This window comes from Sphaerisporangium flaviroseum, assembly GCF_039537005.1.
Taxonomy (GTDB): Bacteria; Actinomycetota; Actinomycetes; order Streptosporangiales; family Streptosporangiaceae; genus Sphaerisporangium; species Sphaerisporangium flaviroseum.
Genome location: NZ_BAAAZR010000063.1, coordinates 120592 through 143733, shown reverse-complemented (window position 1 = coordinate 143733; position 23142 = coordinate 120592). Strand labels below are relative to the sequence as shown.

Annotated in this window: 23 protein-coding genes and 1 riboswitch; of the genes, 10 read left to right on the top strand and 13 right to left on the bottom strand. The window is 71.0% G+C overall.

Translation table 11 applies throughout. The annotated features are described in order from the left end of the window. Positions 1–24 precede the first annotated feature (24 nt). The 7 genes from ABD810_RS39885 to ABD810_RS39855 all read left to right on the top strand — a co-directional run bounded on the left by ABD810_RS39885 (position 25) and on the right by ABD810_RS39855 (position 9734). The gene (locus ABD810_RS39885) at positions 25–2526 is read left to right on the top strand and encodes a sugar phosphate nucleotidyltransferase (protein WP_344953355.1); all 2502 of its coding nucleotides are present in this window, start codon (positions 25–27) and stop codon (positions 2524–2526) included. A gap of 357 nt (positions 2527–2883) precedes the next feature. Then, positions 2884–3387, top strand: a complete 504-nt coding sequence (locus tag ABD810_RS39880) for an FHA domain-containing protein (RefSeq protein WP_344953351.1) — start codon at positions 2884–2886, stop codon at positions 3385–3387. A gap of 12 nt (positions 3388–3399) precedes the next feature. After that, positions 3400–4083, top strand: a complete 684-nt coding sequence (gene ftsR, locus ABD810_RS39875; protein WP_344953348.1) for a transcriptional regulator FtsR — start codon at positions 3400–3402, stop codon at positions 4081–4083. Positions 4084–4215: 132 nt separating this feature from the next. Continuing rightward, entirely contained in the window at positions 4216–4686 is a 471-nt protein-coding gene (locus ABD810_RS39870) for a bifunctional nuclease family protein (RefSeq protein ID WP_262840304.1), read from the top strand. 146 nt (positions 4687–4832) lie between these two features. After that, entirely contained in the window at positions 4833–5456 is a 624-nt protein-coding gene (locus ABD810_RS39865; protein WP_344953343.1) for a MerR family transcriptional regulator, read from the top strand. 166 nt (positions 5457–5622) lie between these two features. Continuing rightward, positions 5623–5748, top strand: a riboswitch (glycine riboswitch). 171 nt (positions 5749–5919) lie between these two features. Further along, complete coding sequence (gene gcvP, locus ABD810_RS39860; protein WP_344953340.1) at positions 5920–8778, top strand: aminomethyl-transferring glycine dehydrogenase; 2859 nt, start codon at positions 5920–5922, stop codon at positions 8776–8778. A 104-nt stretch (positions 8779–8882) separates the two neighbouring features. Beyond that, entirely contained in the window at positions 8883–9734 is an 852-nt protein-coding gene (locus ABD810_RS39855) for a tetratricopeptide repeat protein (RefSeq protein WP_344953337.1), read from the top strand. Between the two features lie 41 nt (positions 9735–9775). On the opposite strand, the gene ABD810_RS39850 is transcribed toward ABD810_RS39855, so the two are convergent. Genes ABD810_RS39850 through ABD810_RS39840 form a run of 3 tightly spaced genes read right to left on the bottom strand, consistent with a single transcriptional unit; the run spans position 9776 to position 11202 of the window. Beyond that, on the bottom strand, positions 9776–10426 hold the full coding sequence (locus ABD810_RS39850) for a hypothetical protein (protein ID WP_344953334.1): 651 nt from the start codon (positions 10424–10426) through the stop codon (positions 9776–9778). Then, positions 10423–10836, bottom strand: coding sequence for a hypothetical protein (locus tag ABD810_RS39845; RefSeq protein ID WP_344953331.1), 414 nt, complete (start codon positions 10834–10836; stop codon positions 10423–10425). The genes ABD810_RS39850 and ABD810_RS39845 overlap by 4 nt, the downstream gene beginning before the upstream one ends. Positions 10837–10896: 60 nt before the next feature. After that, the gene (locus ABD810_RS39840) at positions 10897–11202 is read right to left on the bottom strand and encodes a YbaB/EbfC family nucleoid-associated protein (protein WP_344953328.1); all 306 of its coding nucleotides are present in this window, start codon (positions 11200–11202) and stop codon (positions 10897–10899) included. Positions 11203–11392: 190 nt separating this feature from the next. Here ABD810_RS39840 and ABD810_RS39835 point away from each other — a divergent pair, with 190 nt between their 5' ends. Then, positions 11393–12349, top strand: coding sequence for a LysR family transcriptional regulator (locus ABD810_RS39835; protein ID WP_344953325.1), 957 nt, complete (start codon positions 11393–11395; stop codon positions 12347–12349). On the opposite strand, the gene ABD810_RS39830 is transcribed toward ABD810_RS39835, so the two are convergent. The 8 genes from ABD810_RS39830 to ABD810_RS39795 form a co-directional block, all read right to left on the bottom strand. Then, a complete protein-coding gene (locus tag ABD810_RS39830) occupies positions 12333–13598 on the bottom strand; it encodes a vWA domain-containing protein (RefSeq protein ID WP_344953322.1) in 1266 nt (421 codons plus the stop codon). The genes ABD810_RS39835 and ABD810_RS39830 overlap by 17 nt on opposite strands. Continuing rightward, a complete protein-coding gene (locus ABD810_RS39825; RefSeq protein WP_344953319.1) occupies positions 13588–14355 on the bottom strand; it encodes an SRPBCC family protein in 768 nt (255 codons plus the stop codon). The genes ABD810_RS39830 and ABD810_RS39825 overlap by 11 nt, the downstream gene beginning before the upstream one ends. Positions 14356–14379: 24 nt before the next feature. After that, on the bottom strand, positions 14380–15270 hold the full coding sequence (locus tag ABD810_RS39820) for an AAA family ATPase (protein WP_344953316.1): 891 nt from the start codon (positions 15268–15270) through the stop codon (positions 14380–14382). 193 nt (positions 15271–15463) lie between these two features. After that, the gene (locus tag ABD810_RS39815) at positions 15464–16375 is read right to left on the bottom strand and encodes an XdhC family protein (protein ID WP_344953313.1); all 912 of its coding nucleotides are present in this window, start codon (positions 16373–16375) and stop codon (positions 15464–15466) included. Between the two features lie 16 nt (positions 16376–16391). After that, positions 16392–18785 carry an aerobic carbon-monoxide dehydrogenase large subunit gene (locus ABD810_RS39810; RefSeq protein WP_344953310.1) on the bottom strand — a complete coding sequence of 798 codons (2394 nt, stop codon included), beginning with the start codon at positions 18783–18785 and terminating at the stop codon, positions 16392–16394. Then, a complete protein-coding gene (locus ABD810_RS39805; protein WP_344953307.1) occupies positions 18782–19276 on the bottom strand; it encodes a (2Fe-2S)-binding protein in 495 nt (164 codons plus the stop codon). Before ABD810_RS39805 ends, ABD810_RS39810 begins: the two co-directional genes overlap by 4 nt. After that, complete coding sequence (locus ABD810_RS39800; protein WP_344953304.1) at positions 19276–20151, bottom strand: FAD binding domain-containing protein; 876 nt, start codon at positions 20149–20151, stop codon at positions 19276–19278. Before ABD810_RS39800 ends, ABD810_RS39805 begins: the two co-directional genes overlap by 1 nt. Positions 20152–20350: 199 nt before the next feature. Further along, positions 20351–20740 carry a hypothetical protein gene (locus ABD810_RS39795; RefSeq protein ID WP_344953301.1) on the bottom strand — a complete coding sequence of 130 codons (390 nt, stop codon included), beginning with the start codon at positions 20738–20740 and terminating at the stop codon, positions 20351–20353. Positions 20741–20820: 80 nt separating this feature from the next. Between ABD810_RS39795 and ABD810_RS39790 the strand changes: the two genes are divergently transcribed. After that, positions 20821–21414, top strand: a complete 594-nt coding sequence (locus tag ABD810_RS39790; RefSeq protein ID WP_344953299.1) for an alpha/beta hydrolase family protein — start codon at positions 20821–20823, stop codon at positions 21412–21414. A 2-nt stretch (positions 21415–21416) separates the two neighbouring features. On the opposite strand, the gene ABD810_RS39785 is transcribed toward ABD810_RS39790, so the two are convergent. Continuing rightward, the gene (locus ABD810_RS39785; RefSeq protein WP_344953296.1) at positions 21417–21617 is read right to left on the bottom strand and encodes a DUF5999 family protein; all 201 of its coding nucleotides are present in this window, start codon (positions 21615–21617) and stop codon (positions 21417–21419) included. A gap of 323 nt (positions 21618–21940) precedes the next feature. Continuing rightward, positions 21941–22543: a TetR/AcrR family transcriptional regulator C-terminal domain-containing protein gene (locus tag ABD810_RS39780; RefSeq protein WP_344953293.1), complete on the bottom strand. Its 603-nt coding sequence runs from the start codon at positions 22541–22543 to the stop codon at positions 21941–21943. Between the two features lie 139 nt (positions 22544–22682). Here ABD810_RS39780 and ABD810_RS39775 point away from each other — a divergent pair, with 139 nt between their 5' ends. Continuing rightward, a complete protein-coding gene (locus tag ABD810_RS39775) occupies positions 22683–23081 on the top strand; it encodes a hypothetical protein (protein ID WP_344953290.1) in 399 nt (132 codons plus the stop codon). The last annotated feature ends 61 nt before the right edge of the window (positions 23082–23142 follow it).

The window sequence follows — 23142 nt, the reverse complement described above, 5'->3', positions numbered from 1 at the left end:
GACGAAAGATCCGGAGGGTGATCTGTGAAGGCCGTCGTGATGGCGGGCGGGGAGGGGACTCGGCTGCGGCCGATGACCGCCAACCAGCCCAAACCCCTGCTTCCCGTAGTCAACCGGCCGATCATGGAGCACGTGCTCCGCCTGCTGAGACGTCACGGCTTCACCGAGACCGTCGTGACCGTGCAGTTCCTGGCCGCACTGGTGCGCAACTACTTCGGCGACGGCGACGAGCTGGGCATGAGCCTGCACTACGCCACCGAGGAGATCCCGCTCGGCACCGCGGGGAGCGTGAAGAACGCCGCCGACAAGCTGCGCGACGAGCGTTTCCTGGTGATCTCCGGGGACGCGCTGACCGACATCGACCTGACCGACATGCTCCGCTTCCACGAGGAGAACGGGGCCCTGGTCACCATCGGCCTCAAACGCGTCCCGAACCCCCTGGAGTTCGGGATCATCATCGTCGACGAGCACGGCAGGGTGCAGCGCTTCCTGGAGAAGCCCACCTGGGGGCAGGTCTTCTCCGACACGGTCAACACCGGCGTGTACGTCATGGAGCCCGAGGTCCTCGACGAGGTCGCCACCGGCGTGCCGGTCGACTGGTCGGGCGATGTGTTCCCCAAGCTGCTGGCGCAGGGCGCGCCGCTGTACGGCTACGTGGCGGGCGGCTACTGGGAGGACATCGGCACCCACGAGAGCTACCTGAAGGCCCAGGCGGACGCCCTGTCGGGGCGGGTGAGGCTGGACGCCGACGGTTTCGAGCTCTCGCCGGGGGTCTGGGTGGCCGAGGGCGCTTCGGTCGACCCCGACGCCATCTTGAAGGGCCCGCTCTACATCGGCGGCTACGCCAAGGTCGAGGCCGGCGCCGAGCTTCGCGAGTTCACCGTCCTCGGCGACAACGTCGTGGTGAAGGAGGGCGCGTTCCTGCACCGCGCCGTCGTCCACGACAACGTCTACATCGGGCCGAGCGCCCACCTGCGCGGCTGCGTGATCGGCAAGAACACCGACGTGATGACCGGCGCGCGCATCGAGGAGAACGCCATCGTCGGCGACGAGTGCGTGATCGAGGCCGAGGCCTACGTCTCCTCCGGCGTCAAGATCTACCCGTTCAAGACCATCGAGGCGGGCGCGGTGGTCAACACCAGCGTCATCTGGGAGTCGCGCGGCCAGCGCAGCCTGTTCGGCCCGCGCGGCGTCTCCGGCCTGGTCAACGTCGAGATCACCCCCGAGCTGTGCGTGCGCCTCGCCAGCGCCTACGCCACCACGCTGAAGAAGGGCGCGTCGGTCATCACCTCGCGCGACTCATCGCGGGCGGCCCGCGCGCTCAAGCGGGCGGTCATCAGCGCGCTCACCGCCAGCGCGATCAACGTGCTCGACCTGGAGGCCGCCCCGCTGCCCGTCGCACGCTTCCACACCTCCAACGAGACCGCCTCTGGCGGCATCGCGCTGCGCACCACTCCGGGCGACCCCCAGAGCGTCGACATCATCTTCATGGACGAGAACGGCGCCGACCTGTCGCAGGGCGCCCAGCGCAAGCTGGAACGGGTCTTCTCCCGGCAGGAGTTCCGCCGCGCCTTCCCCGGCGAGATCGCGGAGCTGAGCTTCCCGGCCAGGGCCGTCGAGGACTACACGCGCGAGCTGCTGCGCTGGATCGACATGTCCGGCGTGCGGGACGCCGAGATGAAGGTCGTCATCGACTGCGCCGGCGGCACCTCCTCGCTGGTACTGCCCAGCCTGCTCGGCCGGGTCGGGGTCGACGTGCTGACCGTCAACAACCGCCTGGACGACGCCTCGCCGACCGAGACGCTCGCCGAGCGCCGCCGGGACCTGCAGCGCCTGGCGGAGCTCGTGGCGTCCTCCAGGGCCGCTTTCGGCGTGCGCTTCGACCCGGTGGGGGAGCGCATCTCCCTGGTGGACGAAATGGGCCAGCTGATCAGTGAGGAGCGCGCCCAGCTGGTCGTGCTCGACCTGGTGGCGGCCGAGCGGCGCGGCGGCAGGGTGGCGCTGCCGGTGACCACCACCCGCGTCGCCGAGCAGGTGTGCCGCTTCCACGGAGCCCAGGTGCAGTGGACCTCCACGGCTCTGGACGCCCTGACCTCCGCCGCGGCCGACCCGGAGCTGATCTTCGCGGCCGACGGGCGCGGCGGTTTCATCGTCCCGGAGTTCGCCCCCACCGTCGACGGCCTGGCCGCCTTCCTGCGCCTGCTCGGGCTGGTGGCCCGCACCCGGCTGTCGCTCAGCCAGATCGACGCCCGCATCCCGCAGGCCAAGATGCTCAAGCGCACCGTGCCGACGCCGTGGGCCGCCAAGGGGGCGGTCATGCGGTCGGTCGTCGAGGCCGCCGACGGATACCAGCTCGACACCACCGACGGCGTGCGGGTGGTGGAGGAGGACGGCGGCTGGGCCCTGATCCTCCCCGACCCCACCGAGGCGGTGACCCATCTCTGGGCCGAGGGCGACGATCTCGACGTGGCCCAGGATCTGCTGGAGCGCTGGGCCCGCGTCGTCGAGCGGGCCGTGGGCACCTGAGCGCCCGCCGGTGGTCGTGTTCTGCCGTGAACCGGCCGTTTCCGGTCACATTCGAACGGCGCGCCGCATGGACCGGAGGGCGCGGCGGGCGGTAGCTTTGGACCGGCGCGGCGAGCCGAGTCCGAAGCAACGAGGGGCGAGCGCCGTCAGGAACACGCGAGCCCCCCTCAGCGAGGACCCCAGCGAGCCCCACCACAAGCATGTCCGAACCCGTGAGCTGCCCTCATCTTGACCTTTGCGACTCATCAGCGTAAGTTGCGGCATTCGCAGTCTGAGCAACCATGAGAAGCGAAGAACCGAGGCACGCCGCCCACAGCACCGTCGCCGCGACTTCGCGGTAGGAGGCCGAGCCGATCGATGCCGAGCGTCTACTGCACGCAGTGCGGTCATGCCAACCCTGACGACGCCCGTTTCTGCTCACGGTGCGGGTCGCCGCTGAATCGTGTCGAGAACACGCCGGGGGACACCACCTCCACGATCTCCCTGAGCGGGATCGAGGCGATGGACGGCGACGCGACAGGACAGACGCTCATTCCGGACCGGACGGCCGTGGAGCAACTGCCACCCGGCACGGCGCTTCTGGTCGTGATGCGGGGGCCGAACGCCGGGAGCCGTTTCCTGCTCGACAGCGACCTCACCACGGCGGGTCGTCACCCCGAGAGCGACATCTTCCTGGACGATGTGACGGTGTCGCGCAGGCACGCCGAGTTCTACCGGCGGGGGGACTACTTCACCGCCAGGGACGTCGGCAGCCTCAACGGCACCTACGTCAACCGGGAGCGCATCGAGGAGCTTCCGCTGTCCGGCGGTGACGAAGTGCAAATCGGCAAGTTCCGGCTGGTGTTCCTCACGCGTGGGTGAGGAGGAGCGGTGATGAGCGCGCAGGCCGCCAGGGCGTTCATGAGCATCGGGGAGGTCCTCGAGGTCCTCCGGGCCGACTTCCCCGACGTCACCGTCTCCAAGATCCGCTTCCTGGAGGGCGAGGGGCTCATCGAGCCCCAGCGGTCCCCCTCCGGCTACCGCAAGTTCACCCACGCCGACGTGGCCCGCCTGCGATACATCCTCACGGCCCAGCGTGACAGCTACCTCCCGCTGCGGGTGATCAAGGATCACCTGGACACCGCCGGGCACGACGGCCCGGGCGGGGTCCCGCGGCCCCGTGCCGTCGGGGCAGAGCCGTCGGCCCCCGAGATCCGGCTGAGCCGCGCCGAGCTGCTGCGGGCCGCCGAGCTCGACGAGGAGACCCTGATCGAGCTCGAGGACTACGGGCTGCTGACCCCCGTCGCCCGGTGGTACGACGCCGAGGCCCTCACCGTCGCAAGGGCCTCCGGCGCGCTCGCGAGGTTCGGCCTTCATCCCCGCCATCTGCGGGTGCTCAAGGCCGCCGCGGAGCGCGAGGCGGGGCTCGTCGAGCAGGCTGTGGCGCCCCTGCTGCGCCGCCGTGCCCCCGGTGCCGTCGATCAGGCCGAGGAGACCGCCCGGGAGCTCTCCGTGCTGCTCCTGGAGCTGCACACCGCCCTGGTGCGGGGTGGTCTGAGGGGCATTCTGGGCCGGTGACGGAGCCGCCCGGACAATTCGGGGTGCCGGGATGTTACGTTGAATTTTGCGGCGATGGTCACGCCGCTAGCCGAGAGCCGCAAGGGAACAGGCCCGGAGCGGGCCCGGTGACCCAATGAGACGGAGCAGCCTGTGTTGCAGATGGAGGTCGTGGGAGTCCGCGTCGAGATGCCCTCCAACCAGCCCATCGTCCTGCTCAAGGAGGCGAAGGGTGAGCGTTATCTGCCGATCTGGATTGGGATGACCGAGGCCACGGCCATTGCTCTGGCACAGGCCGAGGAGCCGCCTCCCCGGCCGCTCACTCACGACTTGTTCAAAGACGTGGTGGAGGCCCTCGGCGTGCGGCTGCAGACGGTGAACATCGTGGCGCTGCGTGACGGCATCTTCTTCGCCGACCTGGTGTTCTCCAACGGGGTCGAGGTGAGCGCCCGCCCGTCCGACTCGATCGCGCTGGCCCTTCGCACGGGGGCCAGCATCTTCGCCAGTGAGGATGTGGTACGCGAGGCCGGCGTCATCATCCCCGACGACCAGGAGGACGAGGTGGAGAAGTTCCGCGAGTTCCTCGACACGATCACACCGGAGGACTTCGGTCGTGCGGGTTAGCCATATCGGGCATTTACGCTTCACGACGCGCCGGGCGGGATCGTTGACTGCGGATCGCGCCAGTCCTACGGTGCAAGGGAAACCACGGTTGTAATTCACGAACCCCCAGATCAGACCGTGGGATGAGAGAAAGCCGGAGGTCCGCAGTGGCGGTCAGCAGCGGCGAGGGAAAGACGGCCGGCCAGCATGATCCGGCCCAGCGCCAGTCGGCGCGGGAGCGCGCGGGTGAGCAGGGCCTGTTGTTCGACGAGCGGCCGGCGTCGCTGCCCGCCGACGTCGGATACCGCGGCCCGACGGCGTGCTCGGCGGCCGGCATCACGTACCGGCAGCTCGACTACTGGGCTCGCACCCAGCTCGTCGAGCCGTCGGTGCGGGCGGCGCAGGGCTCGGGATCCCAGCGGCTCTACAGCTTCCGCGACATCCTCGTGCTCAAGGTGGTCAAGCGGCTGCTCGACACCGGGGTGTCGCTGCAGCAGATACGCACCGCGGTGCAGCACCTGCGCGAGCGCGGGGTCAACGACCTGGCACAGATCACGCTGATGAGCGACGGCGTGAGCGTCTACGAGTGCACCTCGGCCGACGAGGTGATCGATCTGCTCGAGGGCGGCCAGGGCGTGTTCGGCATCGCTCTCGGCGGTGTGTGGCGTGAGGTCGAGGGATCCCTCGCGGAGCTGCCGGGGGAACGCGTGGAGCCGGCCGACAGTGACTCCATGGAGGAGCACCCGGGTGACGAGCTGGCTCGGCGCAGGAAGGCCCGCAAGACGGGGTGACCCCGTCGTCTTCCCGGGGCGGGGATGGGTTCCGCGGCATTTCATAGTCCGCAGGAACGGGGCGGGATCGCGGCAAAATTGCAGCTCAGGGGTAAAGACCGTCAAATCCGGCTGATAGGGGTAACCCCTTACCGGGGTCGGGACGGTACGATTGGGCCAAGGCTTACGACCCTGTGCGGGAGAGTCCCAGGCACGAACCGGCTCCGCGTTCCATGTGGGTGCCGGCGCGCACCCGGGCGCCGAAGGAGCAACCTCCCCGGAATCTCTCAGGCTCACGTACCGCACGGGTGAGGCGACTCTGGAAAGTAGACATGTCCGCCAGGCGTGTCTCACCGACGGTGCAAATCCTCTATATGGGGATGAAGCTCTCAGGTCGCGATGAGGATGTCGCGCTGACAGAGGGGGAGACCCGGCATACGCGCGCGTCCAGCGCCCGGTCTCTATTCCCCTTCAGGAGGGCTCCATGACCGATCGGTCACCGCTTCGCGACCTTTCCGCACCGCCCTTCGCCACCCGGCACATCGGACCGGCGGACGCCGACCAGGCGCGCATGCTGGAGGCCGTGGGCTACGAGTCGGTCGCCGACCTGATCGCCCTGGCGGTACCGGAGGTGATCCGGGCGGAGGGCCCGCTCGACCTTCCCGAGGCGGCGAGCGAGACCGAGGCAATCGCCGAGCTACGCGAGCTCGCCTCCCGCAACGAGGTGCTGACCTCGATGATCGGCCTGGGCTACCACGACACGATCACCCCCGCGGTCATCCGCCGCAACCTGCTGGAGAACCCCGGCTGGTACACCGCCTACACCCCCTACCAGCCGGAGATCTCGCAGGGACGCCTCGAGGCCCTCCTGAACTTCCAGACCGTCGTGAGCGACCTTGCCGGGCTCGACGTCGCCGGCGCCTCGCTGCTGGACGAGGCCACCGCCGCGGCCGAGGCCATGACGCTGGCCCGCCGCGCCGGCCGTGCCAAGACCCCGGTGTTCGTCGTGGACGCCGACACGCTTCCCCAGACCAAGGCGGTGCTCGCCACCCGCGCCGAGCCGCTCGGCATCGAACTCGTCGAGGCCGACCTCGGCGGCGGGCTGCCCGACGGCGAGCTGTTCGGCGTGCTGGTGCAGTACCCCGGCGCGAGCGGCGAGATCAAGGACTTCCGCGCGGTCGCCGACCAGGCCCACGAGCGCGGCGCGCTGGTGGTCGCCGCCGCCGACCTCCTCGCCCTGACGCTGGTCGAGGCTCCCGGGTCCATGGGCGCCGACATCGCCGTCGGCTCCTCCCAGCGCTTCGGCGTGCCCTTCGGGTTCGGCGGCCCGCACGCCGCGTACATGGCGGTCCGCGAAGGGCTCCAGCGGCAGATGCCCGGCCGCCTGGTGGGGGTGTCGCAGGACGCCGACGGCCGCCCCGCCTACCGGCTGGCCCTGCAGACCCGCGAGCAGCACATCCGCCGCGAGAAGGCCACCAGCAACATCTGCACCGCACAGGTGCTGCTCGCCGTCATCGCCGGAATGTACGCCGTCTACCACGGTCCCGAAGGCCTCAAGCGGATCGCCCAGCGCACGCACCGCCACGCCGCCGTGCTCGCCGCGGGCCTGCGCGGCGCCGGGGTCGAGGTGGTGCACGACGACTTCTTCGACACCGTCCTCGTCCGCGTCCCCGGACGGGCGGCCGACGTCGTCGCGGCGGCCCGTGGCAAGGGCGTGAACCTGCGGCTCGCCGACGCCGACCACGTGGGTGTCACCTGCGACGAGAAGACCAACGCCGACCACCTGACGGCCGTCTGGGAGGCGTTCGGCCTCACCGAGATCGTGCTGGACGACCTGGACACCGCCACCTCCGACGCGCTGCCCGCCGGGTTGCTGCGCACCACCGCCTTCCTCACCCACCCGGTGTTCCACTCCTACCGGTCCGAGACCGCGATGCTGCGCTATCTGCGCAGGCTCCAGGACAAGGACATCGCGCTCGACCGGTCGATGATCCCGCTGGGCTCCTGCACGATGAAGCTCAACGCCACGACCGAGATGGAGCCGATCACCTGGCCCGAGCTCGCCGGGATCCACCCCTACGCCCCGGTCGACCAGGTCCAGGGCTACCTGAAGCTGATCAAGGACCTCGAGGGCTGGCTGGCCGAGGTGACCGGCTACGACGCCGTCTCGCTGCAGCCCAACGCGGGCTCGCAGGGCGAGTTCGCCGGGCTGCTCGCCATCCGCGCCTACCACCGGGCCAACGGCCAGAACGAGCGCGACGTCTGCCTCATCCCCTCCTCGGCCCACGGCACCAACGCCGCCAGCGCCGTCATGGCCGGTATGCGCGTCGTCGTGGTGGCCTGCGACGACGAGGGCAACGTCAACGTCGGCGACCTCAGCGACAAGATCGAGAAGCACCGTGACCGGCTGGCGGCCATCATGGTCACCTACCCCTCCACCCACGGCGTGTTCGAGGAGACCATCACCGCGATCTGCGACCAGGTCCACGAGGCCGGGGGCCAGGTGTACGTCGACGGGGCCAACCTCAACGCCCTCGTCGGGCTGGCCAAGCCGGGGAGTTTCGGAGCGGACGTCTCCCACCTCAACCTGCACAAGACGTTCTGCATCCCGCACGGCGGCGGCGGCCCCGGCGTCGGCCCGGTCGCGGTCCGCTCGCACCTGGCGCCCTACCTGCCCGGGCACCCCCTGGAGGACGGCCCGGTGGGCCCGGTCGCGGCCGCGCCTTTCGGGTCGGCGGGCATCCTGCCGATCTCCTGGGCCTACGTCAGGATGATGGGCGCCGACGGCCTGAAGGCGGCCACCGAGCAGGCGATCCTGTCGGCCAACTACCTGGCCAGGCGGCTCGCCCCGCACTATCCCGTGCTCTACACCGGCCGCGAGGGCCTGGTGGCCCACGAGTGCATCGTCGACCTGCGCCAGATCACCAAGGAGACCGGCGTCACGGTCGACGACGTCGCCAAGCGCCTGGTCGACTACGGCTTCCACGCGCCCACCATGTCGTTCCCGGTGGCGGGCACGCTGATGATCGAGCCGACCGAGAGCGAGGACCTGGCCGAGCTCGACCGGTTCTGCGACGCGATGATCGCCATCCGGGCCGAGATCGCCAAGGTGGCCTCCGGGGCCTACGACAGGGCCGACAACCCGCTGCGCAACGCCCCCCACACGGCCGACTGCCTGGTGGCCGACGACTGGAAGCACCCCTACACGCGCACCGAGGCGGCCTACCCCGTGCCGGCCCTGCGGGAGGGGAAGTACTGGTCGCCGGTGCGCCGCATCGACCAGGCGTACGGCGATCGCAACCTCGTCTGCTCCTGCCCGCCGCTGGAGGCATACGAAGACTAGGCGACGGCCCTCGGACCCCGGCCGGATCGGCATAATATGTCGCGCGCGACGGCGCGCCCGCGTCGCTCGGCTCGGGAAGTTTCCTATGCGGAGAAGAGGTCCCGATGGCGGCGCACGAGGTCGAGTCCGGGCGGCGGATCGACGACGCGCGAAGGCTGGCCGAGAGCGGCCGGCTGGACGCGGCGGCCGAGATCTTCGCCGAGCTCGTCGCCGACGAGCAGGAGGCCCACCGCGCCCAGGCGGCCGTTGGCCTGGCCGTCGTGCAGGAGCAGCGCGGGGACATGGCGGGGGCCAGGGCGGCGGCCCGCACGGCCCTCGCCACCGGCCACCCCGAGTACGCCGCCCAGGCCGCCTGCCACCTGGCACGCGGTTTCGAGCGCGAGTCCATGCTCGACCAGGCCCGTGCCGCCTGGCAGGCCGTGATCGGCGTCGGCACCCCGGCCTACCTTCCTGCGGCCCACATGGCGCTCGCGCGCATCGCCGTCCAGCAGGGAGACGACCGGGAGGCGGAGGTGGAGCTGCGCGCGGCCCTGGCCACCCGCGATCCCGAGAACGCCTCCCTGGCGGCGCAGCACCTCGCCGAGTACCTGCTCGCGGAGGGGGAGCCGGGAGAGGCCGCCGACGTGCTGATCGAGGCGCTCGAGGTGCCGGAGGTGGCCGACTCCGGACGGCTGCGCGTGCTGCTCGGCATGGCCCACCTCGACATGGCCTGCGGGGAGTTCGCCGTGGCCGCCGAGGGCGGCGAGGACACCGACAGCGCGGCGCTGGCCATCGAGCTCCTGGCCCGCACCCTGCCCCTTCGCGGGCGCGACGAGGACGCCGAGGCGGTGTGGACGTACGGCCTGGACCATCCCGACCAGGGCGTCGCCGAGCAGGTGCGGCAGCGCCTGCACCGCGACGAGCCGCCCCCCGCCGGGCAGAGGGCCGAGGGCGGCCACGACCCGGACGGCGACTGAGCCTCGCCACCTACGCCGGCGGGCGCGGACCCGGCCGGTCGCTACTGGTCGAAGGTGAGATTCTGCGGGATGGGCTTGGCGATCTGCTCGAAGACCGCTCTCTCCTTGGTGACGGTCTGGAGCGCCCGGCTTGCGAGGTTGGCGACGTTCGGCCGGGCGGTCGCCATGTCGGCATCGAAGGCACGGATGAGCGCTCTGGCGTTGCTGTCTATCTCTTCATCGTCAGGTCCGGCGAAGGGCACCCAAGAGGCCCACGCCCATCGCTGGTTCTCGCTCAGCGCCTCTTCGAGTACCTGGAGTTTCTCCAGGGCGAACCGCTTGTACGTGCGGATGCCCTCGCTCAGCAGCTCGAGCACACCATGGATCGCCACGGACGAGTCCATGATGTCCTTGGCGTTCCGGCGCGGAACGGAGTCCCAGTAACGCAGGAAGGCGTCGAACGCCGCGCCCTCGTTCGCGGCGCTCATCCGCCGGACGGCCACTTGGATGCCTTCGGGAATCTTCATCCCGTACCCGCCGGAGAACGCTTCGAGTGCCACGTCCTTCAGGTCCCAGTCCTGCGCCGTCCAGTAGTAGGCTGCGAAGCTGAAGGCCTCCTCGTTGTCGCTCGGCCAGTGGAACTTCATCTCTCCGTCGGCCGTCCACCGCCGGACGACATCGGCCAGTTCGGGATGCTCCGTGAGATCTATCATGACGGCTGACCTTCCGGTCGATCGAGGGTCTTCTCGATGGTTCCGAACACGGCGGCGACATTGGCGTCCTCTACGGCCGCCTGGGTTTGGACCATCCGCCTGAGTCCATCGGAGCCGAACTGCGCCTGCTGGGCGAGGTTCTTCAATGCGTTCGTCAGCACCGGAATCAGGTCGTGGAGACTGTTGGCGACGTCCTGGGCGATGAACTCCTCATGGGAGGCGGGCCGGTCGATGGGGCGGAACTCCAGAGTGCCGCCACTGCTGATCTGTTTGACGCTGGGATCCCGCCAGGAAAGGTGACCCATCTCCGTCGTGACCTCGATGCTGCGAGCCGCGGAGGATATCGCCTCGCAGCCCATGAGAAGGGTTTCCGGATCCCATACCAATTGGCCGGGGACGTTGGGGGCCATTCCAGGTCTCCTTATGCGGCGGTGACGGACGCGCGGCATACGACGCACGGGATCGATGACTTAACGGTCTCTGGACAGCCTGTCGAGCAGCGCGTGGAGCTCCTGCATGCGCTCGGAATATCGCGCGTCGATCTCATCAAGCCTCCGCTGCAGCTGTTCCTTGGCGGCCCGTGCCTTCTCCGCATGCTCTGGGGCCGTGGTCTGGGCGAGCCGGCGAAAGTAGTCTTCCTGGGCGTGCCGCATCGCATCACGCGTCAGTTCAGCCAGCGCTTCGGAACCTTGGCGCAGCGTGCGCGGGTCTATCTCGACGCGTTCGACCAGCCCGTTGGCGCCGATCGTCACCTGAACGCTCTTGTCGTCCGACACCCCATGTCCGGACAACGGAGCTTCCGACCCGTACGGCCTGCGAGGTACCGGCTTTCCAGGTCGGCCATCATCGATCGGGTGGGGATCATTCATGTACGCTCCGACCCAAAGCCGCTCACGGAGCCATGATCTTAACAGCGAGCGACAAGCGGGCACCGCCGAATCCAGGTGGTGAAGTAGCGTTTCCTCCATGACCCCCACTCAGCTTCGCGCGTTCGCGGCCGTGGTGCGCCTCGGGTCGGTCAAGCAGGCCGCGGCGGAGCTCGAGGTGTCCGAGGCTGCCGTGTCCCTCCACATCGGCCAGCTGCGCAAGGAACTGGGTGATCAGCTTTTCCGTCGCACCGCGTCCGGGCTGGCCTTCACTCCGGGCGGCCTGCGGCTCGCGAGCCGCGCGGGAGAGATGCTGAGCCTCCAGGAGCGCACGATCATCGAGGTCGGCCAGGCGGGCAAGGGCCGGCGGCTGCTGCGGATCGCCGCGTCGAGCCTGTTCGCCGAGCACGCGGCGCCGGGCCTGATCGAGCTGTTCGCCGGCAGGGCCGCCGACCTCGACGTGGAGCTCAGCGTGCACGATCCGCGCAGGTTCGGCACGCTGCTGCACTCCCGGGCCGTGGACGTGGCGATCGGCCCCCATCCGGGCGTCCTGGACGACTCGCTGACCTGCAACGCGTTCCTCAACTACCAGATGATCGTCGTCTCAGGACCGGAGCACCCGCTCGCCGGGCTCGACGTCGGCGTCGGCCGGTTGCGCGAGCAGACCTGGCTGCTCGGCCCGTCGGCCGCGGCGAACATCGGTGTGGTGCCCACCATGCTGCGCCGGATCAACGTGCCGGAGGAGCAGCAGCAGATCTTCCAGAGCCACGCGGCGGCGCTGGAGGAGGTCAAGCGCAACCATGGCGTGGCGCCGACGATCTCCTTCGCGGTCGCCCAGGATCTGGCCAAAGGCCGCCTCATCCGCGTCGCCGGTCCTTCGCTCCGGTTCGACGGGGTATGGCTCACCTCGACCCTCCCCGGACGCGACGCGCTGCCGGCGGCGGCCGAGCTGGTCCGCTTCGTCACCACCCCCCGTGCGACGCAGGCCATGCTCCGCGGCCCGGGCGTCGGCGCCGGCCGCTTCCGCCCCTCCGTCCACGTCACCCTCTGGAGCTAGGACCCCGTTCACCAGGGCCGCGTCGCGAGGGCCGGCGGGCGCGGTCCCGGTCCAGGGAGATCTCGTCGATGACCCGCCGCAGCGCACGGAAGGTGTCCGCCGGCAGCAGCCGGTCGCAGTACGGCAGGGCCGCGGCCATCGCGCCCACGCGCGGTTCGAAGCCGGGCGCGGCCGCCCTCGGGTTCATCCAGACCACGCGGTGGGCGCGCCGGCGCAGGCGGGCCATCGCGGCGGCCAGGGCCTCGGGCGGGTCGCTGTCCCACCCGTCGGAGCCGACGATGACGATGGCGCCCCGGACGGCCCCTCCGTGGTGCGAGGACAGCAGGTCCCGGACGCTGGACGCTATCCGCGTCCCGCCGAACCGATCGGTGACCTTCGCCGTGGCCTGCTCGATGGCGACGGACGCCGACTTGTGCGCCAGTACGGCGGTCACGCGCGTCAGCGACGTGGCGAAGGCGAACACCTCCGCGCCGGCGACCAGCGCCAGAGCCCGCATGAGGTGGAAGTAGGCCGGCGCCTGCGCCTGCATCGACTGGCTGACGTCACAGAGCATGACCACGCGCCGCGGTTTGTCGACGGGCCGCTCCCGTACCAGGTGGACCGGTTCCCAGCCGGTCCGGCGCGATCGGTGCACGGTGGCGCGCAGCGCGACGCGGCCGCCCGCCGGATCCGCCGCGAGCCCGCGGCTGCGCCTGGTGGGCCAGCCGGCGACGGCGGCCCGCAGCCACGCGCCGAGCAGGTCCATCTCCCGGGCGTCGAGTTCCTGGAACGGAACCTCGGCCCGCCCGAGGAGGTCGCTGGGCAGCCGCTCGGGCACGGTGGCGGAGCCGTCGGGGCCCTCGGTGCCGGAGACCACGGGGGGCAGGGTCACCCAGGGCAGCCCGCCGTCCTGCTCGGGTTCGGCCGAGGGCACGGGCAGGGAGGCGAAGGCGTCGTCCCCCGCGGCCACGGCCGCCGCCGGACGGCGGCGCGGGTCCGTGCCGGCCCGCGGGCCGCCGAACACCGCCGCGAAGACCTCGTCGAAGACGTCGATCTCCGAGCGCCGCCGCACCAGGCTGATCCGGGCGGCCCAGTACAGCCGCGAGGGGGAGTCCGGAGGGGACGCCTCCAGGGCCCGCACGAAGTCCTCGATCCCGGTGAGGCCCACCGGCACGCCGTGCCGCCGGAGCCGGGCCGCGAGCGCGACGGCGAAGGCGGCCCGATCGACGCCCGGCGGCAGCGCCGCTGGGAGGGGCCGGCTAGGTGACAAGGAGATAGACGACGACGGCGACGATCACGATGACGGCGGCCACGACCGGCAGCACCCGCTTGTAGACGGACGCACCGGCCAGGCTCATCAGATCCACCGGCTCGGCGTCGGCCACACGGGGCACCACCTTCAGCGGCCGTACGGCGTCGGGCTGTGCGGCGGTCGGCTGTGCGGCGTCCGGCTGTGTGGGGGTCGGTTGTGTGGCGGTCGGTTGTCCGGCGTCCTCTTCTACGGTGTCCGGCTGGGGGGTGTCCGGTTGTGCCCTGTCCGGCTGGGGGGTGGTGGGGGAGGTGAGGGGCGTGGTGGCGGGGGCTTCGGCCGAGAGTTTGGCCTCCAGGCAGTCCACGAACTGGTGGAGCAGCTTTTCCGAGACCTCCTTGATCATCCCACTGCCGAACTGCGCGATCTTGCCGGAGATCCTCAGGTCCGTGTCCACGGTGACGACCGTGCGCGGGCCGTCGGCCCGGAGCGCGGCCGTGATGGACGCCGAGGCGTTGCCCGCCCCCCGGGAGTCGCGCCCCTTGGCGTCGATGACGGCGCGGTGGCCGGCGTCGTCCTTCTCCACGAACCGCACCGTGCCGGCGTACTCGGAGACCACCGGACCGACCTTGACCCGCACCTTGCCGGAGTAGACGTCACCGTCCACCCCGGTCAGCCGCGCGCCCGGCATGCACGGTGCGATGCCCTCGAGATCGGTGAGCACCTCCCAGGCGCGGTCGATCGGGACGCTCACGGTGAACTCGGTGTCAATCTTCATGGATCGCTCTCCCTGTGCCGTACGTTAGGCGGTCGCGCCATGGGGATGGCCGGCGCCGTCGAGCGCGCCCGCGATCGCGTCGCGGTCGTCCGGCGTCTTGGCGATGGCGCTCAGCGTCAGGACGACCTGCTCGCGGACCAGGTCGGTGGCGCCGAGGGCGGACAGCGCCGCCACCCAGTCGATGGTCTCGGCCATGCCCGGCGCCTTGTCCAGGTCGAGCCGGCGCACACGGCCGATGAACCGGGTGGCCGACCGGATCAGCGTCTCGTTCGCGGCCGGGACCGAACGGCGCAGGATCTCCGCGGCCCGCTCGGGCGGGGGGAAGTCGATCCAGTGGTAGAGGCATCGCCGCCGCAGCGCGTCGTGCAGGTCCCTGCTGCGGTTGGAGGTCAGGACCACGATCGGCCGCCGTCGCGCGGTGAAGGTGCCCAGCTCGGGGATCGTGATCGACGACTCGCCGAGGAACTCGAACAGCAGGGCCTCGAACTCGTCGTCGGCGCGGTCGATCTCGTCGATCAGCAGCACCGGCGCCGCCGGCCCGCTGTGCCGCAGCGCGCGCAGGATGGGGCGCTCCTGCAGGAACTCCTCGGTGAACAGGTCGGCGTCGGCCAGCCTGTCCCGCCGCGACTCGGCGAGACGGATGGCGAGCAGCTGCCGCTGGTAGTTCCACTCGTAGAGGGCCTCGCTCGAGGTCAGCCCCTCGTAGCACTGCAGCCGGATCAGGGGAGTGGCCAGCGCGCGGGCCAGCGCCTTGGCCGCGCTGGTCTTGCCGACCCCGGGCTCTCCCTCCAGCAGCAGCGGCCGGCCGAGGGTCAGGGCGAAGAACAGCGCCGCGGCCGTGCCCTCGCCCACCAGGTAGTCCACCTGGTCCAGGCGGAGCCGGACGTCCTCGGCGTCGGCGAAGGCCTGGCTCACCGCGCCCCGCCGCTCCTGGCGCCCCGGCGTGGTGAGGGCCGTTCGAACCGGCGTGGTGAGGGCCGTTCGAACCGGCGTGGTGAGGGCTGGTCGGGCCGGCGTGGTGAGGGCTGGTCGGGCCGGCGTGCTGAGGGCTGGTCGGGCCGTCCCGGACGGTATCGGGCGCCCGGGGTGCGGACCGGGCTCATGACGGTCACCTGTCCTTCCGCCCCCCTGCCCCGGCGTGACGCTGACGGCAACCGGGGCCGCAGAACCACACGTCTTCGCCGTCCACGAGCAGGTGCGGCGTGTCGGGCGAGACGGTCACGGTCATGCCGCAGACCGGGTCGACCACCTGCGCGCCCGCGCCGGCCGCGGTGCCGGGCCTCCACGCGGCGGCCGCCGCCGTGAGCTCTTCGGTGCGGATGGCGGCGACGATCTGGGCCAGGATCGATAGGGCGATCTCCGATGCGGTGCGGGCCCCGATCTCCAGCCCGGCCGGGGAGTGGATCCGCCGGCGCTCGGCTTCGGTCAGGTCCATCTGCGCGAGCACCGCCGTACCGCGCCGGCGACCGGCCACCAGGCCGATGAACCCCACACCGGCATCCAGCGCGGCGCGGATCGCGGCGGCCTCGCCGCGACCGTGGCTGGACACGATGGCCGCGGTCACGCCCACCGGGCCCTCGGCGTCCGACCCCCGGCGAACGGCCAGGTCGAGGTGCCCGGCCAGCCCGGCCAGCGCCTCGGCGATCGGCGAGTCGCCGACGACCCAGATCACCGGCGGCGGCAGCAGCGGGTGCAGGAAGATCTCCAGCGCCCCGCCGGACAGGCAGGGGTTCACCACGACCTGGGCGCCCGGGGACGCGGGGAACTCCCGCTCGCCCTCCGGCAGCACACGCAGCAGCACGGTGTGGCCGTCCTCGAGCGCACCCAGAGCCGCCGTGCGCACCGAGTTCTCGGCGCACTGCCCGCCGACGAAACCCTCGATGGACCCGTCGGGCAGGATGATGGCGTCGTCGCCGGCGCTGACCGACGTCGGGAACTGCGCGCGGACCACGACCGCGTGGACGAAGGGAACGCGGTCGGCGACCAGTTCCCTCATTCGTGCCGGGATGCCGGAAACCATGGGTACTCCGCTCCGGTCAGATCGGCGGCCGCGGCACGCCGCGCATGGCGTCCCACACTCGCGAGGGGCTGAGGGGCATGTCGGCGTGGCGGACGCCGAACGGCTTGAGGGCGTCGACGACCGCGTTGACGATCGCCGGCGGGGAGCCGACCGTGGCCGACTCGCCGACCCCCTTCGCGCCGATCGGATGGTGCGGCGAGGGGGTCACCGTGAACCCGGTCTCCCAGTCGGGCACCTCCAGCGAGGTCGGGATGAGGTAGTCCATGAGCGATCCGCCCAGGCAGTTCCCGTCCTCGTCGAAGGCGATCATCTCCATCAGCGCCATCCCCACGCCGTCGGTGAGGCCGCCGTGCACCTGGCCTTCGATGATCATCGGGTTGATCCGGGTGCCGCAGTCGTCCACCGCCACGAACCGCCGCACCTTGACCTGGGCGGTGCCCGGGTCGATGTCCACGACGCAGATGTAGGCGCCGTGCGGGTAGGTGAGGTTCTCCGGGTTGTAGCAGATCTGCGCCTCCAGGCCGCCTTCGACGCCCTCGGGCAGGTCTCCCGCGCCGTGCGCCCTCATCGCGATGTCCTGGATCGTGACCGACGCCGACGGGTCGCCCTTGACGTGGAAGGACCCCTTCCGCCACTCCAGGTCCGCGACGGAGACCTCCAGCATCCCCGAGGCGATGATGCGCGCCTTGTCGCGGACCTTGCGGGCCACCAGGGCCGCCGCGGCGCCCGACACCGGGGTGGAGCGGCTGCCGTAGGTGCCGAGGCCGAACGGCGTCTGGTCGGTGTCGCCGTGCACCACGTCGATGTCGGCGGGCGGGATGCCGATCTCCTCGGCGACGATCTGCGCGAAGGTCGTCTCGTGCCCCTGCCCCTGGCTCTGCACCGACAGGCGGACCACGGCCTTGCCGGTCGGGTGCACGCGCAGCTCGCACCCGTCGGCCATGCCGAGCCCCAGGATGTCCATGTCCTTGCGAGGGCCCGCACCGACCGCCTCGGTGAAGAACGAGATGCCGATGCCCATCAGCTCACCCCGGGCACGCCTTTCGGCCTGCTCCCTGCGCAGGTCGTCGTAGCCGGCGAGCTCCATGGCCTTGCGCATGGTCGGCTCGTAGTCGCCGGAGTCGTACACCCAGCCGGTCTTGGTGCGGTACGGGAACTGGTCGGCCTGGATGAAGTTCTTGATCCGCAGCTCGACCGGGTCCATCTCCAGCTCGTAGGCCAGGCAGTCGACGATGCGCTCGATGAGGTACACCGCTTCGGTGATGCGGAAGGAGCAGGCGTAGGCGACGCCGCCGGGTGCCTTGTTGGTGTAGACGGCCGTCATCTTGCAGTAGGCCGCCTGCAGGTCGTAGCTGCCGGTGAACACCCCGAAGAAGCCGGCCGGGTACTTCACCGGGGCCGCGACGCCGTTGAAGGCGCCGTGGTCGGCCAGCACGCTGGTGCGGACGGCCAGGATCCGGCCGTCCCTGGTGGCGGCGATCTCGCCGCGCATGATGTAGTCGCGGGCGAATCCGGTGCTGATGAGGTTCTCCGAGCGGTCCTCCATCCACTTCACCGGCTTGCCGGTGACGATCGAGGCCACGATCGAGCAGACATAACCTGGGTAGATCGGGACCTTGCCCCCGAAGCCACCGCCGAGGTCGGGGGAGATGACCCTGATCTTGTGCTCGGGCAGACCCGCCACGATCGCGTACAGCGTGCGGTGGGCGTGGGGCGCCTGGGTCGTGGACCACAGCGTGAGCCTGCCCTCGACGCGGTCGTAGTCGGCGACGCTTCCGCACGTCTCCATCGGCGCCGGGTGCACGCGCGGGTAGACGATGTCCTCGCTGACCACCACGTCGGCCGAGGCGAACACCGCCTCCGTGGCGGCCTCGTCCCCGGTCTCCCAGTCGAAGATGTGGTTGTTCCGCTTGCCGTCCAGGTCGTCGCGGATGACCGGCGCGCCCGGGTCGAGGGCCCTGCGGACGTCGACCACCGGGTCGAGCACGTCGTACTCGACCTCGATCAGCTCCAGGGCGTCACGCGCCGCGTAGCGGTCCTCCGCCACGACGAACGCGACCTCCTGCCCCTGGAAGCGCACCTTGTCGGTCGCCAGCACGGCCTGCACGTCGCCCGACAGCGTCGGCATCCAGGCCAGCCCCTTCTCGGCCAGGGCGGCTCCGGTGACGACCGCCTTGACCTTCGGGTGCGCCTCGGCGGCGCTGGTGTCGATGCTCAGGATGCGGGCGTGCGCGACGGGGGAGCGGAGGATCGCCAGGTGCAGCATGCCGGGCAGCTGGATGTCGTCGCAGTACCGGCCCATGCCCCGGATGAACCTCGGATCCTCCTTGCGTAGCATCCGGCCGTGGCCGACCGGCTTCTGGTCGTTGTCCTCGAACCCGGTGGCGGGACGGTGCCCGGTGGTGGTCATGGCGTGGTCCCGGTGGCGGCGGCCCGCGAGCCGGCTTCGTGGGCGGCGGCCCAGCGGACGGAGCGGACGATGGTGGCGTAGCCGGTGCATCGGCAGATCTGGCCGGAGATCGCCTCGCGGATCTCTCCCTCGGAGGGGTCGGGGTTGCGGTCGAGCAGGGCCCGCGCGGTCATCATCATGCCCGGGGTGCAGAATCCGCACTGCAGCCCGTGGCACTCCATGAACCCCCGCTGCACCGGATCCAGCTCGCCGTCCTGTTCCAGGTCCTCCACCGTGCGTACCTCGTGGCCACCGGCCATGGCGGCGAGCACGGTGCACGACTTGACCGGCTCGCCGTCGAGCCACACCACGCAGGTGCCGCAGTTGCTGGTGTCGCAGCCCCAGTGGGTGCCGGTCAGGCCGAGATCGTCGCGCAGGAAGTGGACCAGCAGGAGGCGGCCCTCGATCTCCCTGGTGACCTCCTGGCCGTTCACGGTCATCGAAACCTGCATCAGACCCTCTCCTCGATCCTGGCGACGGACCGGCGCAGCGCCCGCTTGGTGAGTTCCATGGCCAGATGGCGCTTGTAGTCGGCGCTGCCGCGCATGTCGGTGACCGGGCTGCAGCTCTGCGCGGCGAGCACGCCCGCCTGCTCGTAGAGGTCCTCGGACGGCGGCCTGCCGCGCAGCGCCTCGGAGACCGCCGGAAGCCCCGTCGTGTTCGGGCCCACCGCGGCCAGGCCCACCCGGGCGTCGGTGATCACCCCGCCGTCCAGCCAGACGGCGGCGCCCGCCGAGACGATCGCCCAGTCGCCCGCGCGGCGCTCGACCTTCTCGTACGCGCTGGCGCCGTTGGGCCGGAGCGGGAGGCGGATCTCGATCAGCATCTCGCCGTCGTCCACCGCCGTCTCGTAGGGGCCGCGGTGGAACTCCTCCATCGTCACGACCCGCTGGCCGGTTCCGCCGCGGATCACGCAGCTCGCCCCCAGGGTGGTGCACACCGCGGACAGGTCCTCCGACGGGTCGGCCTGGCACAGCGAGCCGCCCAGGGTGCCGCGGTTGCGGACGACGGGGTCGGCGATGACGCGCTCGGCGTCACGGAAGATCGGGAACGCCTCGGCGAGCTCGTCGGACTCCAGCAGTTCGCGGTGGCGGGTCATCGCGCCGATACGGATCTGCTCTGGTTCGACCCGGATGTACCCGAGCTCGCCGTGGAGGTCGTTGATGTCGATCAGGTACTCCGGGGTGGCCAGCCGGAGCTTCATCATCGGCAGCAGGCTGTGGCCGCCCGCGAGGAGCCGTGCCGAGCCCCCTAACCGTTCCAGCAGCCCGATGGCGTGGTCGACGCTGGTGGCACGCTCGTACTCCAATGGTGCCGGAACCTGCATGCGACACCCCCTTGGCTCGTGGTCGGCAGCCAAGTGGACTCCCGCAGGGGAAGCACTGTCAATCGCCTCCTAAGCATTCGCTTAATTCGCCTGGCAGGGGAGGCGTGGGTGATTAAGCGATGTCTTAAGAAGGTGCCGGTGGCGGGCATGCGGGCCAGAGGGCATGGCGCTCAACCGGGGTGGGCGGGGAGTGCGGTGCTCAGCGGCGGCGGCGGCCGAACGCGGCGGCGATGTTGACCAGGATGATGCCGGTCCAGGCGAGGAAGAGCCCGGCGGGTCCCGCCTCCCCGGCGGCGATCGCGGTCAGCGGGATGCCGATGCCCAGCGATCCGAGCGCGATCGGGATCGTGCCGTCCCCGTGCTTGTGCGGCTTGCCCTGGCCTGGATGCGGGCCGGGGTGGCCCTGCGCGCCCGGGTAGCCCTGGTAGCCGTTCTGGGCGGCGACCTCCGATCGCACGCGGGCGTCGATCGTCGCGTCGATCTTCTCCAGGAACGATTCGATCAAGGCGGGCTCGTAATCGGGGCCAAGGTCGCGGCGCGCCTCAACGGTGGCGCGAAGCTCGTCGCGGGGGAGTCTGTTGTCCGGCACGCTCCCAATCTCCCACAATGAGCAGGCACGGGCATCCCCCCGGAGAAGGAGAGAGGTCGTTCGCGGGTACGGTTTCTGCCATGCGGATCGTGACCCCGGCCGGGCCGGCGATCGTGGAGGTGGACCAGGCGCCCGATCCACGGTTCCTGTTCGTCCTCACCCACGGGTCGGCGGGGGGAGTGGAGTCCGCCGACCTGCTCGCCGTGCGCGACGCGGTGACCGCGACCGGGGGTACGGTCGCGCGGGTCCTGCAGCCGTTCAGGGTGGCGGGCGCCCGTGCGCCGGGGTCACCGGTCAAGCAGGACGGGGCGTGGCTCGCGCTGGTGGCCTCGCTCCAGGAGCGGTTCGCGGGCCTGCCTCTGGTGCAGGGCGGCCGGAGCAACGGGGCGCGGGTGGCCTGCCGCACGGCTCTGGCGGCCGGAGCCGAGGCCGTGGTGGCGCTGGCATTTCCCCTGCATCCACCGGCCAGGCCCGAGCGTTCGCGGGCCGGGGAACTGCGTGGTGCCGGTGTGGACGTGCTGGCGGTCAGCGGCGACCGCGACCGTTTCGGCGTGCCCGACGCGGCGGACGCGGCGTCCTTGGTGGTGCTCGCGGGCGAGGGTCACGAACTCAGCAAAAACCCCGCCCAGGTGGGCGAGGTGGTGGCGAACTGGCTCTGCCCCCGGTTTCGCTGATCTCAGGCGGCGCTGATGGCAAGGTCGGTGGGACGGTGTGGTGCGATGACCACGCCGTTGGGCAGGAGCTCCCCGGTGTCCTCGAAAAGCACGATGCCGTTGCACAACAGGCTCCACCCCTGCTCAGGGTGGGCTGCGATCGTGCGGGCGGCTTCGCGGTCCGGCGCGGTGGTGCTCGGACAGGACGGCTCATGCGGGCACATCGGCGTGCCTCCGGATTTCTCTCTCGATCTGGGGCTCGGCCGGTTCATCGGCGCGGCGCATCGTGCCCCGTTCGACTCCCCGATTCCCCGCGGACGGGGACGAGCGCTGTGTGGTTGGCGTGTGCGGTGCCGCACACCTACAGACTAAGTGTGCTGCGGGTCACACGCGGGCGACATAGCCCGTTGGGACGGTTTAGATCCTTGAATAGGGGGTCCGAGGGGGGCCCGAAGGGCTGGTTCGGCCTTGTGACCTGCGACACAAGCGTGCCCCACCGATGATAACGGTCCAAGCACGACTCGCCGCCGAACAGATAAACGATGGGTTACGTCTGCGTCAGGCCCCTGATCAGGGCGTCCAGGCCGCGCTCGAAGGCGGCGGCCGCCTCCTCCCGGGACTCGGGGCGGGAGGAGGCCATCGGGAGCGTGCCGGGCTCCTCGTCGTCGTCCGGGCCGGCCGCCCATCCCGAGCGCTGGATCTCCACGGCGACGCTGCCCATCACGTACGCCCGCAGGGACCGCACCGCCTGCGCCGAGTCGCGCAGGCCCGCGGCGGCCAGCTGCTCGGCCTGCTCCCTGATCGCCATGAGAGCGGTGCCCTGGGGAGGCTTGGTCAGGGCCAGGGCGAGCACGCCTGGATGCTCCAGCAGCGCCGCCCGGCCCGCGTGCGCCCAGGTGCGGGCGAGCTCCTGCCACCCGGGGGTGCCGGACGGCTCCACCGTGACGGTGGTGACGTGCTCGGCGAGCGCGTCCATGAGGGCTTCCTTGCCGCGCGGCAGGTGGTGATATATCGCCATCGCTTCCACCTGGAGGGCGTCACCGAGGCGCCGCATGGTCAGGCGGCGCAGGCCCTGGCCGTCGGCGATGTGCAGGGCCGCTTTGATGATGCGCTCGAGGGACAGGGGGACGGGAGGTCGTTTCGCAGGCATACGTGGCATGATCCGCATGACGGCTTACTTTGTAAAGGGCGCCACGCCGTGCCGCCGCCCGACCTCACCCGCGGGCGGCGTACGCTATGGCGAGCAACGAACGCCGGATCACCGGCGATGGGCCGAGAAGGGGCAGGCGATGGCGTTTTTCCGTCCGAGTGTGAGCCGGGAGGCGGAGGTCCGCCACCACGCCGACCAGGAGGTCGGGAAGAGCTTCACGCGGCTGCTTGACAAGGCCCGCGAGGCGGAGCAGGAGCTGCGGCGCGCTCAGGACGCCCGGGCCGGCGCCACCGAGCTGCGGGCGGCGGGGCTGGCCTTCGACCGCGCCCTGACCGACGCGCTGCGCGCCGCGGAGGCGGCCCAGCGGGCCGCCTTCGGCGCGAAGGCCTACGACGACCGCATCCGGCGGCGCAAGGGTGTGGCCACACCTGAGGGCGCCCGGTGGACCGCCGAGGTCAACAGGCTGCGCACCCTCCGCGAGGAGAACCGGCTGACCGGCATCGCGCGGGTGCCGCGGCCCTCCCAGGCCGCGCGCTGAGCGAGGCGCCCTGCGGCGCGAACGGCTTCTGACCGACGAAACGGCGTCCGCCCTTGCGGGG

What these genes read in the sequence shown, in the direction of transcription:
- ABD810_RS39880 (WP_344953351.1), top strand. Translation starts at nt 2,884, where the DNA reads ATGCCGAGCGTCTACTGCACGCAGTGCGGTCATGCCAACCCTGACGAC.
- ftsR (WP_344953348.1), top strand. Translation starts at nt 3,400, where the DNA reads ATGAGCGCGCAGGCCGCCAGGGCGTTCATGAGCATCGGGGAGGTCCTC.
- gcvP (WP_344953340.1), top strand. Translation starts at nt 5,920, where the DNA reads ATGACCGATCGGTCACCGCTTCGCGACCTTTCCGCACCGCCCTTCGCC.
- ABD810_RS39855 (WP_344953337.1), top strand. Translation starts at nt 8,883, where the DNA reads ATGGCGGCGCACGAGGTCGAGTCCGGGCGGCGGATCGACGACGCGCGA.
- ABD810_RS39850 (WP_344953334.1), bottom strand. Translation starts at nt 10,426, where the DNA reads ATGATAGATCTCACGGAGCATCCCGAACTGGCCGATGTCGTCCGGCGG.
- ABD810_RS39845 (WP_344953331.1), bottom strand. Translation starts at nt 10,836, where the DNA reads ATGGCCCCCAACGTCCCCGGCCAATTGGTATGGGATCCGGAAACCCTT.
- ABD810_RS39835 (WP_344953325.1), top strand. Translation starts at nt 11,393, where the DNA reads ATGACCCCCACTCAGCTTCGCGCGTTCGCGGCCGTGGTGCGCCTCGGG.
- ABD810_RS39825 (WP_344953319.1), bottom strand. Translation starts at nt 14,355, where the DNA reads ATGAAGATTGACACCGAGTTCACCGTGAGCGTCCCGATCGACCGCGCC.
- ABD810_RS39815 (WP_344953313.1), bottom strand. Translation starts at nt 16,375, where the DNA reads ATGGTTTCCGGCATCCCGGCACGAATGAGGGAACTGGTCGCCGACCGC.
- ABD810_RS39810 (WP_344953310.1), bottom strand. Translation starts at nt 18,785, where the DNA reads ATGACCACCACCGGGCACCGTCCCGCCACCGGGTTCGAGGACAACGAC.
- ABD810_RS39805 (WP_344953307.1), bottom strand. Translation starts at nt 19,276, where the DNA reads ATGCAGGTTTCGATGACCGTGAACGGCCAGGAGGTCACCAGGGAGATC.
- ABD810_RS39800 (WP_344953304.1), bottom strand. Translation starts at nt 20,151, where the DNA reads ATGCAGGTTCCGGCACCATTGGAGTACGAGCGTGCCACCAGCGTCGAC.
- ABD810_RS39790 (WP_344953299.1), top strand. Translation starts at nt 20,821, where the DNA reads ATGCGGATCGTGACCCCGGCCGGGCCGGCGATCGTGGAGGTGGACCAG.
- ABD810_RS39785 (WP_344953296.1), bottom strand. Translation starts at nt 21,617, where the DNA reads ATGTGCCCGCATGAGCCGTCCTGTCCGAGCACCACCGCGCCGGACCGC.
- ABD810_RS39780 (WP_344953293.1), bottom strand. Translation starts at nt 22,543, where the DNA reads ATGCCTGCGAAACGACCTCCCGTCCCCCTGTCCCTCGAGCGCATCATC.
- ABD810_RS39775 (WP_344953290.1), top strand. Translation starts at nt 22,683, where the DNA reads ATGGCGTTTTTCCGTCCGAGTGTGAGCCGGGAGGCGGAGGTCCGCCAC.